The sequence below is a fragment of the Variovorax boronicumulans genome (assembly GCF_030812215.1).
GTDB lineage: Bacteria > Pseudomonadota > Gammaproteobacteria > Burkholderiales > Burkholderiaceae_C > Variovorax > Variovorax boronicumulans_C.
Map to the genome: position 1 here is coordinate 56460 of NZ_JAUSSG010000006.1, position 18590 is coordinate 75049.

Genomic DNA, 18590 nt, shown 5'->3' on the forward strand with positions numbered 1-18590 from the left:
GCTTGCATCGGGAAGCGCCACCGCACAAGTGTGGACACTGCCCGGCGTTGCACGGGAACAGCGTTGCGGCCCCGCCGCCCGCTTTGTTGAACCCTGAAGTATCCGTCAGACCACGGCGCCGGCGTTCGGATCGTCTTCCGATTCACCGTCGCGCTTGGTCGGGCCGCCCTTGATCAGGTCTTCGCGCTTCACGCCCAGCCACATCGCGATGGCCGCGGCCACGAAACACGAGGAGTAGATGCCAAAGCAGATGCCGATGGTCAGCGCCAGGGCGAAGTAGTGCAGCGTCGGGCCGCCGAAGAAGAACATCGACAGCACCACCAGCTGCGTGGAGCCGTGGGTGATGATCGTGCGGCTGATGGTCGAGGTGATCGCGCTGTCGATCACCTCCGAGGTCGTCATCTTGCGGTAGCGGCGGAAGTTCTCGCGCACCCGGTCGAAGATCACGACCGACTCGTTCACCGAGTAGCCCAGCACCGCCAGCACCGCCGCCAGCACCGCCAGCGAGAACTCCCACTGGAAGAAGGCGAAGAAGCCCAGGATGATCACTACGTCATGCAGGTTGGCAAATACGGTAGCCAGCGCAAACTTCCATTCGAAGCGAAACGCCAGGTAGATCATGATGCCCACGACCACCATGGCAAGCGCCTTCAGGCCGTTGCTGGTGAGCTCGTCGCCCACCTGCGGACCGACGAATTCGTTGCTGCGCAGTTCCACCGTCGGCTCGATCGCCTTCAGGGCGCCCATCACCTGGTCGCTCTGCTGGGTCGAGGTCATGCCCTTGGCCACCGGCAGGCGAATCTGCACCGAGGTGCCGAAGCTCTGCACCTGCACCTCCTGGTAGCCCAGCTTGGCGACGGCTTCGCGCACCTTGCCGACGTCGGCCGACTGCTTGTAGGCCACTTCCATCACCGTGCCGCCGGTGAACTCCACCGACAGGTGCAGCCCGCGGTGGAGCAGGAAGAACACCGCCAGCGCGAAGGTGACGACGGAAACGATGTTCAGCACCACCGCGTGGCGCATGAACGGGATGGTCTTGTGGATCCGGAAGAATTCCATGGCTGCTGCCTCTTACTTGGTTTCGGCCACAGCCGTGCCGTCTGTCTGCGGGCGCCAGACCGTGCCGATCGACACGCTCTTGAGCTTCTTCTTCTGGCCGTACCAGAAGTTCACCAGACCGCGCGAGAAGAACACGGCCGAGAACATCGAGGTGACGATGCCGATGCAGTGCACCACCGCGAAGCCGCGCACCGGGCCCGAGCCGAAGGCCAGGAGCGCGATGCCCGCGATCAGCGTGGTCACGTTGGAGTCAAGAATGGTGCCCCAGGCCCGCTCGTAGCCCGCATGGATCGCCGCCTGCGGCGAGGCCCCGTTGCGCAGCTCTTCGCGCACGCGCTCGTTGATCAGCACGTTGGAGTCGATGGCCACGCCGATGGCCAGCGCCATGGCGGCAATGCCGGGCAGCGTGAGCGTGGCCTGCAGGATCGAGAGGATCGCCACCAGCAGCATCAGGTTGACCGCCAGCGCGATCGACGAAAAGATGCCGAACAGCGCGTAGTAGAGGCACATGAACACCATGATCGCGGCGAAGCCGTACATCACGCTGTCGAAGCCCTTCTTGATGTTCTCGGCACCTTGCGTCGGGCCGATGGTGCGTTCCTGGATGATTTCCATCGGCGCGGCCAGCGAGCCGGCGCGCAGCAGCAGCGCCAGGTCGTTGGCTTCGCTCACGGTCATCGCGCCGGAGACCTGGAAGCGGTTGCCCAGTTCGCCGTTGATCGAGGGAGCGGTGAGCACTTCGCCCTTGCCCTTCTCGAAGATCAGCATGGCCATGCGCTTCTTGTAGTTCTCGATGCTGACCTGCCGCATGATGCTGCCGCCCTTCGAGTCCATGGTCAGGTCGACCTTGGGCTGGTTGGTCTGCTGCTCGAAGCCGGGCTGCGCATCGGTGAGGTTTTCGCCGGTGACCAGCACCTGCTTCTTCACGATCACGGCGCGGCCGGAGCGGTCGAGGAATTTCTCGGAGCCGAACGGCACCGGGCCCGTGCCCTGTTCGGCGGCACGGCCTTCGGCGCTTTCGTCCACCAGGCGCATCTCGAGCGTGGCGGTGCGGCCGATGATGGTCTTGGCCTGGGCCGGGTCCTGCATGCCGGGCAGCTGCACGACGATGCGGTCGATGCCCTGCTGCTGGATCACCGGCTCGGCCACGCCGAGTTCGTTGATCCGGTTGTGCAGCGTGGTCACGTTCTGCTTGAGCGCCGCATCCTGGAAGCGGCGCGCGGCTTCGGGCTTGATGCTGGCCACGATGCGCGATTCGGTGCCCTGCTGGCTCTCGACCGTGCTGAGGTCCGGCATCTGGTCCTGCAGCAAGCGCCGGGCGATCTCCAGGCTGGCGGCGTCGCGCAGCGTGATCTCCACGGTCTGGCCGTTGCGGTTCACCGCGCTGCCGCGCACCTTCTTGTCGCGCAGGCCTGCGCGGATGTCGCCGGCGAAGGACTCGGCCTTCTTGTCCAGCACGCCGCGCATGTCGACCTGCAACAGGAAGTCGACCCCGCCGCGCAGATCCAGGCCCAGGTACATCGGGAAGGCATGCAGCGCCGTCAGCCAATGGGGCGAGCGCGACACGAGGTTCAGCGCCACCACGTAGGAGGCCTCGTCCGCGTTCGGCACCAGCGCCTGCTGCAGCGCGTCGCGCGCCTTGATCTGGTCGTCCGTGGTGACGAAGCGCGCCCGCACGGCGGTCGGCTCCAGCGTCAACAGGTCGGGCGTGAGGCCGGCCGTCTTGAGTACCTCTTCGACCCGGGCCTGGGTCGAGGCATCGATCTTGACGGTGGACTTGGCCGCCGACACCTGCACCGCAGGCGATTCGCCGAAGAAATTGGGCAGGGCGTAGATGAGCCCCACGAGCAGCACGATCACGATGATCGTGTACTTCCAGACCGGGTAACGGTTCATGAGAAAGCGCTTTTCAAGAAACGGGACACGGCGTGAATTGGGGCCCTGCGCCGCAAAGCGCAAGGATCAGCTCACGCTTTTATTTGACGGCGCCCTTGGGCAGGACCTGAACCACGGCGCTGCGCTGGATCTTGATCTCGATGCCGTTGGCGATTTCCAGGCCGAGGTACTGGTCGCCCAGCGAGGTGATCTTGCCGAGCACGCCGCCGGCCGTTGCGACCTCGTCACCCTTGGCCAGGGCTTCGATCATGGCGCGGGCTTCCTTCTGGCGCTTCATTTGCGGGCGGATCATGACGAAGTACAGCACCACGAACATCAGCACCAGCGGCAGCATGCTGCCGAGGGAAGACAACATGTCGCCGCCGCCGGCGGCTGCGGGCGCGGTCTGGGCGAAAGCAGAGGAAATGAACAAGAGAGTCTCCAGCAGAGGGAAGAGAAGAAAGCGAGGGGAGTGCGGGCCGGGCCTGCCACTCCATCTCTGAGCGGTCGCGGGAAAACCGGCCGCAAATCAAAGCTCGGCGGGGCTTGGCCACCGCACAGCACCGGGCATTGTATTCGGGGCAAGGCGCCCTTCCAGCGGCTTATCCGGCGCGGCGGGGAGGGCTTTCAGGGTATCCGGTCCGGCCGTTCCTTGCTACGTTTTGAATAGCAAAAAGCGCCCGGCGGGCGCTCTTCGAAGACTGGAACGGCCGAAAATCAGGCCGCCGCGCGCTGCCCTTGCGGGTTGCGCCACTTGGCCATCAGCTCGCTCCAGCGGGTGCGGGCCGCCACCAGATTGCGCTCCTTCACATGGCCGTAGCCGCGGATCTGCTCCGGCAGGCTCGCGATTTCCAGCGCCAGCGCGTGGTTGTCGGCGCGCAGGGCGCCGATCACCTCGTCGATGCTCGCGCGGTATTCGGCGATCAGCGCGCGCTCGGTCTTGCGTTCTTCGGTGCGGCCGAAGATGTCGAGCGCCGTGCCGCGCAGGCCCTTCAACTTCGCGAGGAAGCGAAAGCCCGTGAGCATCCAGGGCCCGAACTTCTGCTTCTGCAGCTGGCCCTTGGCGTTCTTCTTGGCAATGATCGGCGGGGCGAGGTGGTAGTTGAGCTTGTAGTCGCCCTCGAACATGCCTTCGACGCGGTCGAGGAAAGTGCGGTCGGTGTGCAGGCGCGCGACTTCGTACTCGTCCTTGTACGCCATCAGCTTGAACAGGTAGCGCGCCACCGTCTCGGTGAGCGCGGTCTTGCCCAGCAGCGACGATTCCGACTGCTGCACCTTGGCGACGAACTGCCTGTATTCCTCGGCGTAGGCGGCGTTCTGGTAGCCGGTCAGGAACTCGGCGCGGCGCGCCACCAGGTTCTCGACGGTCTCGCGCTTCTTGAACTCGATGACCTGACCCGGGCGCACGCGCTTTTGCAGCTCCTCGGGACGAACGGCGGCCTGGCGGCCCCATTCGAAGGCGGTCTTGTTGTTCTCGATGGCGACAGCATTCAGTTCGATGGCGCGCATCAGCGACTCGTGCGCCAGCGGGATCCAGCCCTTTTGCCAGGCGTAGCCCAGGATCATCGGGTTGACGTAGATGCTGTCGCCCATCAGCGTGGTGGCGGCCGCATCGGCGTCGAAGGTGCCGATGCCGTCGATGCCCACGGCGCGCGCGATCTCGGCGGCACAGGCGTCTTCGGGGTTCTGCCAGTTGGCGTTGCGCACGAAGGCGGCCGTCGGCGAGCTGTGGCTGTTGAGCGCCACGTGCGTGCGCCCTTCGCGCATGCGCGCCATCGTCTCGCCGTTGACCGTGACCAGCGGATCGCAGGCCAGTATCAGGTCGGCCGCCGCGGTGCCCACGCGCGTGGTGCGAATGTCGTCCTGCGTGTCGCCGATGAGCACGTGGCTCCAGGTGGCGCCGCCCTTTTGCGCCAGGCCCGCCGCATCCTGCGTGACGATGCCCTTGGCCTCGATGTGCGCGGCCATGCCCAGCAGCTGGCCGATGGTGATGACGCCGGTGCCGCCGACGCCCGCCACCACCACGCCCCAGACCTTGCCGCCCGCCAGCGACGGAATCGCGGGCTCGGGCAGGAGGCCGAATTCGGCCGGCGTGGCGCCCTTGCTCTTGCTCTTCTTCTTGAGCTGGCCGCCCTCGACGGTCACGAAACTCGGGCAGAAGCCCTTCAGGCAGCTCATGTCCTTGTTGCAGCTGCTCTGGTTGATGGTGCGCTTGCGGCCGAATTCGGTTTCCAGCGGCTCCACCGAGAGGCAATTGCTCTGCACGCTGCAGTCGCCGCAGCCTTCGCAGACCAGCTCGTTGATGACCACGCGCTTGGCCGGATCGACGGCCGTGCCGCGCTTGCGGCGGCGGCGCTTCTCGGTCGCGCAGGTCTGGTCATAGATGATGGCCGTGGTGCCGGCGATCTTGCGGAACTCGCGCTGCACGTCGTCCAACAGGTCGCGGTGCTTGACCTGCACGTGGTCGCCGGGGACGTGCACCCCTTCGTACTTCTCGGGTTCGTCGGTGACGATCACGACCTTCTTCGTGCCCTCGGCATGCAGGCTCTCCGCGATCTGCAGCACCGAGTGCCCTTCGGGACGCTCGCCGACCTGCTGGCCGCCGGTCATCGCGACCGCGTCGTTGTAGAGGATCTTGTAGGTGATGTTCACGCCGGCCGCGATGCTCTGGCGAATGGCGAGCAGGCCGCTGTGGAAGTAGGTGCCGTCGCCCAGGTTCGCGAAGATGTGCTGGTCGGTCGTGAAGGGCTGCTGGCCCACCCACGGCACGCCCTCGCCGCCCATCTGCGTGAAGCCGATGGTGGAGCGGTCCATCCAGGTCGCCATGAAGTGGCAGCCGATGCCGCCCATCGCGCGCGATCCTTCGGGCACCACGGTGCTGGTGTTGTGCGGGCAACCCGAGCAGAACCACGGCTGGCGCGTGGCGTCGGCCACGCTGGTGGAGGCCTGCTGCACCACCATCGAGCGCTCCTTGGCTTCGAGGATGGCGAGCTGCGCGTCGATGCGCGCGGTCATGTCGGCGCCGGCCGCGGCCAGGAGGCCCGTCTTCTTCAGGCGTCCGGCGATCGCCTTGGCGATCAGTGCGGGGTTCAGGTCGGCATTGGCGCGCAGCAGCGTGTGCGAGGTCGGGTTGGGCATCGACCACTCGCCGCCCGAGTAGCCCTCGGCCGCGTGCACTTCGCCTTCGTCGAACTTGCCGACCACGTTGGGGCGCACGTCGGGGCGCCAGTTGTAGAGCTCTTCCTTGAGCTGGTATTCGATGACCTGGCGCTTCTCCTCGACCACCAGGATCTCCTGCAGGCCGGTGGCGAATTCGCGCGTGAGCTGGGCTTCCAGCGGCCACACCACGGCCACCTTGTGCAGGCGGATGCCCAGTTGCCGGCAGGCCGCGTCGTCGAGCCCCAGGTCCAGCAGCGCCTGGCGCGTGTCGTTGAAGGCCTTGCCGCTGGCCATGATGCCGAAGCGGTCATTCGGACCCTGAATGACGTTGTGGTTCAGCCGGTTGGCGCGGATGTAGGCGAGCGCGGCGTACCACTTGTAGTGCATGAGCCGGGCTTCCTGCTCCAGCGCATGGTCGGGCCAGCGGATGTGCAGGCCGCCGGGCGGCATTTCGAAGTCGGTGGGAATGACGATCTCGACGCGCTCGGGGTCGATCATGGCCGTGGCGCTCGACTCGACGATCTCCTGGATCGTCTTCATGCCCGACCACACGCCCGAAAAACGGCTCATGGCGAAGGCGTGGATGCCCAGGTCCAGAATTTCCTGCACGCTCGTCGGAAAGAACACCGGCGTGCCGCAGGCCTTGAAGATGTGGTCGCTCTGGTGCGCGGCGGTGGAGCTCTTGGAGATGTGGTCGTCGCCCGCCACCGCGATCACGCCGCCGAATTCGGTGGTGCCCGCCATGTTGGCGTGCTTGAAGACGTCCGAACAGCGGTCCACGCCCGGGCCCTTGCCGTACCAGATGCCGAAGACGCCGTCGAACTTGTTGGTGCCGGCAGGGGAGAAGCCCAGTTGCTGGGTGCCCCAGAGCGCGGTGGCCGCGAGCTCTTCGTTCACGCCCGGCTGGAAGACGATGTTCTGTTCCTTCAGGAACTTGCTGGCCTTCCACAGCGCCTGGTCGTAGCCGCCGAGCGGGGAGCCGCGGTAGCCGCTGATGAAGCCGGCGGTGTTCTTGCCGGCCTGCTTGTCGCGCAGCTGCTGAAGCATGGGCAGCTTCACCAGGGCCTGCACACCGCTCATGAAAGCGCGGCCGTAATCGAGGCTGTATTTGTCGTCGAGCGTGACGGTCTCTAGCGCGCGGCGAATGTGCTCGGGCAGCGGGGCGTTCATGTTGTCTGTCTCCGTATTGGCAGGGCCTTGTGGGCCTGGCTGGATTGGCTGTGGGTCTGTGCCCGGTAGGGCGCAAGCCCATGATCACGCAAAGTGTATGCCGGGGTTCGCGACAGGTGTTTGCGTTCTTTGCCTCGAAAAACGCGCTTCCAGAAAGAATCTTGCTTAACATCGGCATCCATGGAAAGCATTGACAAGTTCGACCTCGCAATCCTGCAAGAACTGCAGGCCGATGGCCGCCTCACGAACGCCGAGCTTGCGCAGCGCGTCGGCCTCTCGGCCGCGCCCTGCTGGCGCCGGGTGCGCGCGCTGGAGGAAGCCGGCTTCATCAAGGGCTACCGCGCCGAGATCGACCGCCACAAGATAGGGCTCGGCGTGCTCGCTTTCGTGCGCGTGGACACCGAGCGCGTCACCAACGAGGCCACCCGCAAGCTCGAAGACGCGATCCGCAAGATGCCCGAGGTGGTGGCCTGCCACTACATCAGCGGCACCGGCACCTTCGAGCTGCAGGTGGTGGCGCAGGACCTGAACGGTTTCTCGGCCTTCGCGCGGCAGCATTTGATGAACCTGCCGAACGTGAAGGACCTGCACACGAGCTTCTCGCTCGGTGAGGTGAAGGCGAGCAGTGCGCTGCCGCTGGGGCATCTGGCGAAATAGCGGCGCGGCGCTGCCCGGGTCCGATCGATCCGGCCAATGACTTTTGCCCGCTTCGCGCGGGTTTTGTGCGAGCCCCGCATGCAGGGGTGACCATTGTTGGCATTGCGAAATCGGTGAGCCGACAAGACTGTGGACGCCAGACCGGGACAGGCCCGGTCTTCCACTTTCTTCTTCATGGTTCGCATGATCCTCAGCCCACCCTTTCTGCCTGCCCGGACCTCGCAATCCGAAGCCGCCTGGCTCGACACCGCCATGGCGCAGCCGACCTCCCGGCTCTCCAGCACCAACGCCGCCGAAGGCTCGTTTCCCCTCAGCCTGCGGCTGGCCTGGCACAACGGCATCCACATCCAGGCGCCGCAGGCCGCGGGCGCGTACCTGCCGGTGCGCGCCGTCGCCGACGGAACCGTCGTCTTCGTGCATCCGCCGACCGTGCCCAACAACGACGTCCACCACGCGCTCAACTACAACCCGTTCAACACCGGCACGCCCAGCCCCGCGTGGACCAGCGATGGCTTCGTCGTCATCGAGCACAAGGGCGAGATCGGGGCGGCGGGCGCGGTGGCGACCGAGTTCGTCTACTTCAGCGCATACATGCACCTGGGGAGCCTCGCCAACCACGCAAGGACGCGCCAGCCGCTGAAGGCCGGGGATGCCGTCCACCGCAAGGATGCGCTGGGCACCCCGGGACAGATCTACGGCCACGACGGACAGATCCATTTCGAGATCTGCTGCGACGAGGCGAACCTCGAGAAGCTCACCACCCGCAAGCGCGACTGGGCCGACCCGCTGGCGCCCCAGCCACCGACGGCCAACGGCCGCACCGACGCCGTCTTCGGAAGCCTCTACATCTATCTGCCCGCGGGCACGCCGACGCGCGCGAGCCAGCCGACCAGCCACCTGCGTTCGGCCGTCCACACCGGCGGCGCAGCGAGTGCCGCCACCGATTTCTTCCTGCCCGACACCTTGCGCGCCGCGCAGTGGGTGCAGATCACCTATGCGCACGGCAGCGCGATCCTCGCCAGCTGCGACAGGCTGGGCGTGCCGATCGGCCAGCCTCGCAACGACAGCCGGTACGACTACATCGCCGTTGCCGCAGCGCGCCCGGGCGCCTCCCAGAGCTTCGAGTACGACCTGTCCGCCGTCGCCAACGACCGCCACGGCGCGCTCGATGCCGCCACGCAAGCCGTGAGCAGCCCGAGCGGCTGGTACGAGCTGCTGCGCTTCGGCCGCAACCTCGGGCCCGACGCATTGCCGGCCAACGCCGCCCACTGGCGCAAGGTCGTCACGCCGGACGGCGGGCTCTGGGTCGACCTCAATGCACCCGGCACCTTCAAGTTCAGCGACGCCGATTTCCTGGCGATCGCGGGCTGGAACTGCTTCGACGACGACCCGACCCCGACCGACCAGCGCTGCGATTCGCTGCGCATGAAGACGCTGATCCGCGATCCGGACCGGACCAACGACCGGCGCATGGAGCGGGCGCAGTTGGCGCGGCGATTGGGAGAACCCGAGGTGCGCCACAAGCTGCGCCGGGCGATCTGCAGGTTTCCGAGCGAGTGGGACCAGAAGGATGTCGAGTCACGCTACGGCTGGCTGGAGACCGAGGATTTCAAGCCGACGGACGACGACGCGACGGGGGCGCAGAAGTGGGCGCGGTTTGTGAAGCATGCGAAGGCGGTGACGTTTTTGGATTTACCGGAGGCGTTTCTGAAGGCGGACTGGCGGTTTCATCCAAGGGAATTCGTGGGGCATATGAGGAAATGCGGGTGGTTGAGTCGCGAGGAGATGAGGCAAATCTATGAACGCCCATCTGATGAGCCCCCGGTATTTCCCGCGATAGAAAAATATCAATTGGCCTTCAATCGCATGACACAAAAATATCTTCTGAATACTCAAAAAAGGCTGCCCCATATTATTGGCCAAGGTGCAACCGAATCGAATTTTCTACGAACCATGCAAGAGACGGCCATGACCGGCGCCGCAATCAACGGCGAAGTGCATGGAAATTCTGGCATCGACCGGCAATCGGCAGTTGACGAAAGCCGATTTGGACATTGGTGGGGCTCGAATCCGAATGAACGGGTCGATTGGTACGGGTCAAAAAAATACAACAGCAAAGGCGGGTTGATTTCCAGCTCCTACAACTGGCGGATGGGAAATCTCGGAGATCCGGATGCGCAAAAATTTCGCGGCAGAGGCTTCAAGCAATTGACTGGCAGAGACAACTATGTCCAGTACTGGGTCTATCGAGGATGGCTGGCCATTTCCAGTTTTGACAAACATTGGTGGAGCGACCCACAGTACACGGCTAAAAATGCCAGGGGGATGCGCAAAATTCCGGGAATTGTCGATAACCCTGAAATCGTTGGCACCCAGCCCTATAACTGCATGGATGCCGGAGGCTGGTACATGGTTTTTCAGCGTTCCGACGTTATTCGAGAAATCGACAGCGATCTGGATCATCTGGCTATCGGCGTTCACGAGCAGTCTCAGGAGACCCGGACATCCAAGGCGGTCACGCGCGCCATCAACGGCGGCGAAATAGGCTGGGACAAGCGTTTGGAAAACACCAGGGCTGCCAAGAAAATCCTTCTCGACGACTGAAAGCCAAGATGATTAAAAAAATCGCTCTCTCCATCCTGATTTTCCCGGCATTTTCAATATGCCTTTCACAAGAAATCTCGGCATTAAAAACCAGCAATCAAAGCTTGATTCTCAAAAAAGGAGACCAGTCCCTGAACTGCACAAGCAAAACGCCATTCGAGAGTTTTCGATATTCAGGCGATCGTCGTTTTTTGCTTTTCAATTATTTTGACGAGCAGCTGAAAGCATCTCTTTTTCTAGGATTCATCAAGCTATCGGATGCGTACGACCGATGCAACAAGAATGCCAAAATTGAAATCACGCGCGAGCCAGCTGGCGACAACATCCTGGACATCAGCGAAGCAGGGAAAATTTATCTGACTTATCAAGAAGATATGTACAGCATCGGCGGTAGCGCATTGCACTCTCGAACATATGTCGCAGTCAAAAGCTTGAAAACGTCAAAGGAAATACGCTTCCCTTTCAGTGTCAAAAGACGAGATTCCGAGCGATTGACAATGAAGAAAGTGGACCTCATCGGCGGCCCCAATCTTATTGACACAACGAAAATCCCGGAGAAGGTCCACATAATTTCCAAGGATGGAAAATACATCGTGCCCCTTGGAACGTCATGCAGCGCGGAAGATTTCTACATGGGCATTTGGAACGTTGAAACGCGAAAGCAAATTTCCGCAAAGGAAATCGACGACCTGATCCGAAAAGGCGTTCGGTGCAAGGACATGTTCGGCTGATCTCTTTTCGCGGTGTGCGAGCATCCACCCCCTCACCGACACAAGAAGGAAGAGGGAGCCGCATGAATCTCGAACCCCACCGCCGCGCACTGGACCATCTGCAGCAAGTCCGCCTGCTCACCGACGCCGCTCACGCGGCCGCCGTCAACGATCCTGAACTGCCCAACGCCCTGTTTCGCACGCCAGCCGAAGCCCTCGCCTGGGTCGTCGCCCGCGAAATCATTCCGCAAGCGCAGCTCGCCGACCTGCCGGCTCACGCCGCCGCGGGCCAGGAGAACGAAGCCCAGGCCATCGTCTCCGAAGCCACCGACCTCATCAGCGGCGAATTGCCGCTGCCGCCCTGGGCGCTGCTGCACATGCGTCTGCTGGACCGGCGCGTGCACGACGGCGTCAGCGCGAACGCGCTCGATCAGTTGCAGGCCCTGCAGTTGATCGACGCGGCGCAGCACGCGCACAGCCTCTCGATGCTGCCGACCCACGAGGAAGCCTGGGCCGCGCCCGACTCGCTGCCCGCCACGCTCGCCTGGACGGTGCTCCGCTCGGGTGCGCTGAGCGAGGACGAATTGAAGGCGCTCGCCGGCCGCACGGCGCATGAGGACATCGTCGCGGACGCGATTGCCCGCGTGTCGGGCGCGCGGACGGAGATGCGAACGACGAAGACCACGACGACGTTCTCCATCGATTCGCTCAACTTCACCACCTCGTCGTCTTCGTCGACGTCTTCCTTGCCGTCCGTGCCTTTCGCGTTGCCGCCGTCTTCCGCCTCGCAGACGCGAACGTTCAGCTGGACCTCGTCGTCAGCGCCAGGGCCTGCCCCGAGCCGCTGGAAGAGCAAGTTGATCGGCGCCGTCGTGGTCGCGCTGATCGCGCTCTACTTCCTCTTCGGCCGCTGAAGAGAAGAAAAAGAAAGAAGGCGAGCGCGCCGTCTGTCGATCAACAGATCAACAGATCAGCGAATCAGCGCCGCTCGGCGCGGCTCGCCTCGCGCGTGGCGCGGAACTCCGACCCCTGTCCCCATTCGGGCCAGCGCTTGCTGTTCGCCAGCGTCTCGCCCACGCGATAGAGCAGCGGCAGGTCGTGCGCCATGCCGGTGAAGGACCAGCCGGCCTTCCATTCGTCGGCCGGCTGGTGATACCGCTCGGCGGTGTAGGCCTTGGCGGACGCTTCGCCAGCCGCGAGGCCGCCCTCGACCCAGTCGTTGCCCGAGGCGAACGAGAGCGCCGGCACGCCGCGCTTGGCAAAGGAGAAATGGTCGGAGCGGAAGAAGTAGCCGGCCTCGGGGTGCGGGTCCGGCGCGTAGGCGAGGCCGAAGCCCTTGGCCTGTTCGACCAGCAGATCCTGCAGTTGCGAAACCGCGCTGCCCGAGGTGCTGAAGTTGCGTGCCGGGCCTTCGGGGCTCAACGCGTCCATGTTGATCACCGCCACGGTCTTGGCCAGCGGATACAGCGGCTTCGCGCCATAGAACTCGGAGCCCAGCAGGCCGCGCTCCTCGGCGGTCACGGCCAGGAAGACGACGGAGCGCTCGGGCTTCTTCGGCGCGCTGGCGAAGGCACGGCCCATCTCGATCAACGCCGCGAGGCCGGTGCCGTTGTCGACCGCGCCGTTGTAGATCCTGTCGCCTTTCGCGTCGGGCGCGCCGACGCCCAGGTGGTCCCAGTGCGCGCTGTAGATCACCGTTTCGCCGGGGCGCTGGCGGCCTTCGACGCGGCCGACCACGTTCTTCGAGACGATCACCTGCCGGTCGATCGCGTACTCGGCCGAGAAGCTCGCGTCCTTCAGCACCTGGGGCTGGAACTCGCGGGTCTGCGCGAGCTTCTTCTGCGCCTCGAAGTCCAGTCCCGCGCGACGCAGCAGCTCGACCGCCACGTCGCGCTGGATCCAGGCTTCCAGCTTCGGATGCACGGCGGCGGGCTGGTCGCGCTCGATGTCGAGCATGGTCGCGGTGTTGGAGTTCTTCACCGTGGCCCAGCCGTAGGCGGCCGGCGCGGTCTCGTGCACGATCAGCACGCCCAGCGCACCGCGGCGCGCGGCCTCCTCGAACTTGTAGGTCCAGCGGCCGTAATAGGTCATGGCCTTGCCGCCGAAATCACCGCTGCCAGTTTCGAAGTCGGGGTCGTTCACCAGCACGACGGCGATCTTGCCCTTGAGGTCGACGCCCTTGTAGTCGTCCCAGCGCCGCTCGGGCGCGCTCACGCCGTAGCCCACGAAGACCAGCGGCGCCTGCTGGATCGCCACCGAGGTCGAGCCGTCCATCGCGGCGCGCACCGCGATCTGCTCGCCCTGCACCAGCGCGTCGCGCTGCGTGCCCACCTGCAGCGCGAACTGCGGCGTGCCGCGGAACTCGGTCTTCACCAGCGGCACCGACTGCGTCCAGCCGCGCTTGCCGCCGCCTTCGAGGTCGCCGCCGGGCACGAGGCCCGCGGCCTTGAACTGGGCGACGAGGTAGTCGACCGTCTTCGCTTCCGCGGGCGTGGCGGGCGCGCGGCCCTCGAAGTCGTCGCCGGAGATGGCCTTCACGATCTGCGACAGGCGCTGCGGATCGAAGCGCGGCGCCGGGTCGTCGGCGGCCAGCGCGCTCGCGGCGCTGCAGACGAGGCCGATGCCGCAAAGAAGAAAGGCAGTTCCGAGTCGCCGGGTCATGCAGAGCTCCTGAAAAGGGAAGCTCCGGATACTAGACAGCGCACCACGGCCGCCGGGCGATGCCCCCGGCCCCGCCCGGAGAACCTTAGTTAGCCCGCGGGCGCGTGTGCGGCGGGGACTCAGTCGAAGCACTCACATCCCGCTTTACGCAGCGCTAGAAAGGGCCCCGATAGCGCCAGCCTAAAATCCTCGCCCACCACATACGCAGACCGCCGCGCCCCGCGGACACAGAGGACCCTCGAATGAACCCCATCCGCCGCGCCCTGGCTTCCTTGATTCCTGGCCTGGTTGCCCTCGCAACCGTCACGCTCGCCTTCGGTGCCCAGGCCCAGAACCGCGAGCTGACCGTCGCCTCCAGCGCCACCTACGCCCCCTTCGCCTTCGAGAACAAGGACAAGCAGATCGTCGGCTTCGATATCGACATCATCAACGCCATCGCCAAGCAGCAGGGCCTGAAGATCAAGGTCGTCAACACGCCGTTCACCGGCATCTTCGGCGCGCTGAACAACGGCGACGTCGACCTGGTGATCTCGGGCGTGACCATCAACGACAAGCGCAAGCAAAGCTACGACTTCACGCCGCCCTACTTCGCGGCCCGCCAGCTGATCGCGCTGCCGAAGAACAGCACGGTCGCATCGCTGAAGGACCTGGCCGGCAAGAAGATCGCGGTGGTGAGCGCCTCCACCGCCGACGACATCGCCTCGCGCGAATTCGGCAAGACCAACCCCAACATCCGCCGCTTCGAGAGCACGCCGCTCATCATTTCCGAGCTGGCCGGCGGCGGCGTCGATGCCGCCATGGGCGACAACGGCGTCATCGCCTACCGCGCGGCGCAGCATCCCGACCTGAAGACGCTGGACGACAAGTCGTTCCCCGAAGAGGGCTTCGGCATCGTCGTGAAGAAGGGCGACAAGGCGCTGCTCGACAAGCTCAGCGCCGGCCTTGCGGCCATTCGCGCCGACGGCAGCTACGTGACCATCTACAAGAAGTGGTTCAACAAGGACCCGAACGTGCGCTGAGCCGCACGGCACCTGTGACCCGATCACGGCCGCCCTCGAAGCGGCCGTTTGTTTTTTTGAGAGTGATGACGCGAAGGCGATGAATATGGAACAACCGATCCTGCTCTTTGGATGGTTCCGATGGGACATCCTGGTCGAATACAAGGACCTGTTCTGGCAAGGCGCATGGATGACGCTGCGCATGACGGTGGTGTGCGTGCTGCTGGGTTCGAGCTGGGGCCTGTGCCTCGCGCTCGCGCGCCTCGCGCAGCCGCGCCACGCACCCTGGACCTGGATCGCGCGCTTCTTCCTGCGCTGGCCGGCCACGGTGTACGTGAGCTTCTTCCGGGGAACGCCGCTGTTCGTGCAGATCCTGCTGATCCACTTCGCGGTGATGCCGGTGTTCATCCATCCGACGAGCGGCATCCTCATCGACGGCGAACTCGCGCGCACGTTGAAGCAGGAGCACGGCGCGCTCATCTCGGGCGTGGTGGCGCTCACGCTCAACTCGGCCGCCTACATCTCGGAAGTGTTCCGCGCGGGCATCCAGTCGATCTCGCGCGGGCAGTTCGATGCGGGGCGCTCGATCGGCTTCTCGCCCGCGCAGGTGATGCGCTACGTGGTGCTGCCGCAGGCCTTCCGCCGCATGCTGCCGCCGCTGGGCAACAACGCGATCGCGCTCTTGAAAGATACGTCGCTGGTCTCCGCCATCGGCCTCGCGGAGCTGGCCTATGCGGCGCGCACCGTGGCCGGCGCCTATGCGCGCTACTGGGAGCCGTACCTCGCGATCTCGGTCATCTACTGGGTGATGACGCTGGTGCTGACCACGATGCTGCGCAGGCTCGAACACCGCCTCGCACGCAGCGACCGCGGTTGAATCCGGAAAACAGCGCGCCACAATAGCGCCACATGCCACCGATAACGACCGAAGAGACACCCCTGCCGCCCACGCGGCCGCAACCCTCGAAGTTCGCGGCCCTCGAGCCCCTGAAGCTTCCCGTGTTCCGCATGCTGTGGAGCACCTGGCTCATCGCCAACATCTGCATGTGGATGAACGATGTGGCCGCGGCGTGGATGATGACCTCGCTCACCTCCTCGCCGATCTGGGTCGCGCTGGTGCAGTCGGCCTCCACCTTGCCGGTGTTCCTGCTGGGCCTTCCGAGCGGCGCGCTGGCCGACATCCTCGACCGCCGGCGCTGGCTCGTGGCCACGCAGTTCTGGCTGGCCGGCACGGCCATCGTGCTGTGCGCGGCACTGGCGCTCGATTTGATGACCGCGCCGCTGTTGCTTGCGCTCACCTTCGCCAACGGCATCGGCCTCGCGCTGCGCTGGCCGGTGTTCTCGGCCATCGTGCCGGAGCTGGTGCCGCGTCCGCAGCTGCCGGCGGCGCTGGGCCTGAACGGCATCGCGATGAACGCCTCGCGCATCATCGGCCCGCTCACGGCCGGCATGCTGATCGCGAGCGCGGGGACGATCTGGGTGTTCGCGCTCAATGCGGTGCTGTCGGTGGCCTCGGGCTTCGTGGTGCTGCGCTGGCGGCGCGAGCACACGCCCAATCCGCTGGGGCGCGAGAAGCTGATCAGCGCGATGCGCGTGGGCGTGCAGTTCGTGCGGCAGTCGCAGCGCATGCGCGCGGTGTTGACGCGCATCTCCATCTTCTTCTTTCACTCGACGGCGCTGCTCGCATTGCTGCCGCTGCTGGCGCGCAACCTGAAAGGCGGCGATGCGGGCACCTTCACGCTGCTGCTGGCCGCGATGGGCATGGGCGCGATCATCGCGGTGCTGTTCCTGCCGCGGCTGCGCCAGGCGCTCGGGCGCGACCAACTGGTGCTGCGCGGCACGCTGCTGCAGTCGGGCGCCACGGCGGTGATGGCCTTCGCGCCCAACGCGTGGGTGGCGGTGCCGGCGATGTTCTTCGGCGGCATGGCGTGGATCACCGTGGCCAATTCGCTGTCGGTGTCGGCGCAGCTCGCGCTCCCGGACTGGGTGCGCGCACGCGGCATGTCGATGTACCAGATGGCCATCATGGGCGCGAGCGCGATCGGTGCGGCCATCTGGGGCCAGGTGGCGACGATGACGGCGCTGAACCTGAGCCTGGCGGTGGCCGCGGTGAGCGGCACGCTGCTGATGCTCGTCGCCCTGCGCTGGGTGACCGACGTGACCGGCGAGGACGACACCAGCCCCGCCGAAGCCGGCTGGGCCGCGGGGCCGCCGGCCGAGGCGCCGCAGGAAGAAGGGCGCGTGGTGATCACGGTCGAATACCTCATCGAGCCGGCGCGCGCCGCCGCCTTTCACATCGTCATGCAGCAGACGCGCCGCGCGCGCCTGAGCCAGGGCGCCATCGGCTGGGAGCTGCTGCACGACATCGCGCAGCCCAGCCGCTACGTGGAGCAGATCGTCGACGAGTCGTGGACCGACCACCTGCGCCGTTTCAACCGCGCGACGGCCAGCGACATGGTGCTGCGGGAGCGGCGGCTGGCGTTTCACATCGGCGAAACCTCGCCGGTCGTCACGCGCTACATCGTGCGGCGATGAAGCGCTCGCAAACCGCCACGCTCTTCAGTTGCCTCTTTCTCATCGGCGCCGCCGAAGTGATCGCCGGGCCGATGATGGGCGCCATGAGCGCCGACTTCGGCGTGCGCTCCAGCGCCATCGCCTACCTGCCCGCCGCCTACGGCCTGAGCTACGGCGCGGTGGCGCTGGTGGCGGGGCCGCTGTCGGACCGGTGGGGGCGCAGGCGGCCGCTGCTGGCGGGCTTGCTGGGCTTCGCGCTGCTGAGCGCGTCGATCCCGAGCGCGCCCCACCTGCTGGCGGCCATCGTGCTGTCGGCGCTGGCGGGCGTGTGCGCGGCCGTGGTGCAACCCAACTCGCTGGCGCTGGTGGCCGACGAATCGCCACCCGCACACATCGGCCGGCGCCTGGGCCAGGTGTTCATCGGGCTGATGCTGGCCTTCGTTCTCACGCCGGTGCTGGCGGGGCGGCTGGCGGACACGTGGGGATGGCGCTCGGCCTACTACGCGATGGCGGCCCTCGCCGTGCTGGCCGCGTTGGCGGTGGCGCGCAACTTCACCGACCGCCTGCCGGCCGCGCACGCGCACATGAACTTCCTGGCCACGCACCGCGAAGCCCTGAAGACGCCGGGCGCCCGCCGCCGGCTGTCGGCCAGCTACCTGTGGCTGGGCTGGGTCGCCGGCTTCGGGGCGGTCGTGGCGGAGGTCGCGTCGCGCAAGCTCTCGCTGTCGCCCACCGACACGGGCCTGCTGGCCGGCTTCTACGGCCTGGCCGTGATCGCGGGCAACCTTGCGAGCGGCAAGCTGCAGCGCGTATTCGGCGAAGCGGCACTGCCGGGCGCGGCGCTGGTCGCGGCCGTGGGCCTGCTCGGCTTCATGCTGCCGGTCGGCTCGATGACGCAACTGGCGCTGCTCGGCCTGCCGTGGGCCTTCGGCTATGGCTGCGCCGGCCCCCTGCACCACGCGCGGCTGAGCGCCCTGTCGGAGCGCTGCCGGGGCACCATCAACTCGTACCACGCGAGCTTGCTGAACCTGGGCATCTTCTCGGTCTCCTTCGCGCTGGGCACGGTCGCCCCGCGCTTCTCGATGACCGTGTTCTGCGGCCTCGCGGGCGTGGTCACGCTGCTGGGCGCGTGTCTGCTGCTGCCCTGGCCGGGCCGGAAGGCGCGAACCGCGGCGGCGTGAAG

13 protein-coding genes are annotated in these 18590 nt (G+C 65.8%); 8 read left to right on the forward strand and 5 right to left on the reverse strand.

The genetic code is table 11. The features are described from left to right. Positions 1-105: 105 nt before the first annotated feature. The 4 genes from secF to J2W23_RS16925 all read right to left on the reverse strand — a co-directional run bounded on the left by secF (position 106) and on the right by J2W23_RS16925 (position 7263). Positions 106-1059, reverse strand: coding sequence for a protein translocase subunit SecF (gene secF, locus J2W23_RS16910; RefSeq protein WP_176661297.1), 954 nt, complete (start codon positions 1057-1059; stop codon positions 106-108). Between the two features lie 12 nt (positions 1060-1071). Further along, positions 1072-2955, reverse strand: a complete 1884-nt coding sequence (secD, locus tag J2W23_RS16915; RefSeq protein WP_307649544.1) for a protein translocase subunit SecD — start codon at positions 2953-2955, stop codon at positions 1072-1074. A gap of 79 nt (positions 2956-3034) precedes the next feature. Continuing rightward, entirely contained in the window at positions 3035-3367 is a 333-nt protein-coding gene (gene yajC, locus J2W23_RS16920) for a preprotein translocase subunit YajC (RefSeq protein WP_013544185.1), read from the reverse strand. Positions 3368-3651: 284 nt separating this feature from the next. Continuing rightward, positions 3652-7263: an indolepyruvate ferredoxin oxidoreductase family protein gene (locus tag J2W23_RS16925; RefSeq protein ID WP_307649545.1), complete on the reverse strand. Its 3612-nt coding sequence runs from the start codon at positions 7261-7263 to the stop codon at positions 3652-3654. A 180-nt stretch (positions 7264-7443) separates the two neighbouring features. On the opposite strand from J2W23_RS16925, the gene J2W23_RS16930 reads away from it, so the two are divergent. The 4 genes from J2W23_RS16930 (at position 7444) to J2W23_RS16945 (ending at position 12148) form a co-directional block, all read left to right on the forward strand. Beyond that, positions 7444-7920, forward strand: a complete 477-nt coding sequence (locus J2W23_RS16930; RefSeq protein ID WP_042577412.1) for an Lrp/AsnC family transcriptional regulator — start codon at positions 7444-7446, stop codon at positions 7918-7920. 174 nt (positions 7921-8094) lie between these two features. Further along, positions 8095-10524: a hypothetical protein gene (locus tag J2W23_RS16935; protein ID WP_307649546.1), complete on the forward strand. Its 2430-nt coding sequence runs from the start codon at positions 8095-8097 to the stop codon at positions 10522-10524. Between the two features lie 8 nt (positions 10525-10532). After that, a complete protein-coding gene (locus J2W23_RS16940; RefSeq protein ID WP_307649547.1) occupies positions 10533-11255 on the forward strand; it encodes a hypothetical protein in 723 nt (240 codons plus the stop codon). Positions 11256-11317: 62 nt separating this feature from the next. Then, complete coding sequence (locus tag J2W23_RS16945) at positions 11318-12148, forward strand: hypothetical protein (RefSeq protein ID WP_307649548.1); 831 nt, start codon at positions 11318-11320, stop codon at positions 12146-12148. A gap of 64 nt (positions 12149-12212) precedes the next feature. Here J2W23_RS16945 and J2W23_RS16950 read toward each other — a convergent pair whose 3' ends face one another. Continuing rightward, positions 12213-13895 carry a M28 family metallopeptidase gene (locus tag J2W23_RS16950; protein WP_307649549.1) on the reverse strand — a complete coding sequence of 561 codons (1683 nt, stop codon included), beginning with the start codon at positions 13893-13895 and terminating at the stop codon, positions 12213-12215. Positions 13896-14137: 242 nt separating this feature from the next. Between J2W23_RS16950 and J2W23_RS16955 the strand changes: the two genes are divergently transcribed. From J2W23_RS16955 to J2W23_RS16970, 4 genes are all read left to right on the forward strand, one after another. Then, positions 14138-14914, forward strand: coding sequence for a basic amino acid ABC transporter substrate-binding protein (locus tag J2W23_RS16955; protein ID WP_176661290.1), 777 nt, complete (start codon positions 14138-14140; stop codon positions 14912-14914). Positions 14915-14999: 85 nt separating this feature from the next. Beyond that, positions 15000-15770, forward strand: coding sequence for an amino acid ABC transporter permease (locus J2W23_RS16960; protein WP_013544193.1), 771 nt, complete (start codon positions 15000-15002; stop codon positions 15768-15770). Positions 15771-15802: 32 nt separating this feature from the next. Then, positions 15803-17428 (forward strand): MFS transporter, encoded by a 1626-nt coding sequence (locus J2W23_RS16965; protein WP_176661289.1) that lies wholly within the window; start codon positions 15803-15805, stop codon positions 17426-17428. Next, entirely contained in the window at positions 17425-18588 is a 1164-nt protein-coding gene (locus J2W23_RS16970) for an MFS transporter (protein ID WP_307649550.1), read from the forward strand. Before J2W23_RS16965 ends, J2W23_RS16970 begins: the two co-directional genes overlap by 4 nt. Positions 18589-18590 lie beyond the last annotated feature (2 nt).

Coding starts and splice junctions, on each gene's coding strand:
- secF (WP_176661297.1), bottom strand. CDS start 1,059: ATGGAATTCTTCCGGATCCACAAGACCATCCCGTTCATGCGCCACGCG.
- secD (WP_307649544.1), bottom strand. CDS start 2,955: ATGAACCGTTACCCGGTCTGGAAGTACACGATCATCGTGATCGTGCTG.
- J2W23_RS16925 (WP_307649545.1), bottom strand. CDS start 7,263: ATGAACGCCCCGCTGCCCGAGCACATTCGCCGCGCGCTAGAGACCGTC.
- J2W23_RS16930 (WP_042577412.1), top strand. CDS start 7,444: ATGGAAAGCATTGACAAGTTCGACCTCGCAATCCTGCAAGAACTGCAG.
- J2W23_RS16935 (WP_307649546.1), top strand. CDS start 8,095: ATGGTTCGCATGATCCTCAGCCCACCCTTTCTGCCTGCCCGGACCTCG.
- J2W23_RS16940 (WP_307649547.1), top strand. CDS start 10,533: ATGATTAAAAAAATCGCTCTCTCCATCCTGATTTTCCCGGCATTTTCA.
- J2W23_RS16945 (WP_307649548.1), top strand. CDS start 11,318: ATGAATCTCGAACCCCACCGCCGCGCACTGGACCATCTGCAGCAAGTC.
- J2W23_RS16950 (WP_307649549.1), bottom strand. CDS start 13,895: ATGACCCGGCGACTCGGAACTGCCTTTCTTCTTTGCGGCATCGGCCTC.
- J2W23_RS16955 (WP_176661290.1), top strand. CDS start 14,138: ATGAACCCCATCCGCCGCGCCCTGGCTTCCTTGATTCCTGGCCTGGTT.
- J2W23_RS16960 (WP_013544193.1), top strand. CDS start 15,000: ATGGAACAACCGATCCTGCTCTTTGGATGGTTCCGATGGGACATCCTG.
- J2W23_RS16965 (WP_176661289.1), top strand. CDS start 15,803: ATGCCACCGATAACGACCGAAGAGACACCCCTGCCGCCCACGCGGCCG.
- J2W23_RS16970 (WP_307649550.1), top strand. CDS start 17,425: ATGAAGCGCTCGCAAACCGCCACGCTCTTCAGTTGCCTCTTTCTCATC.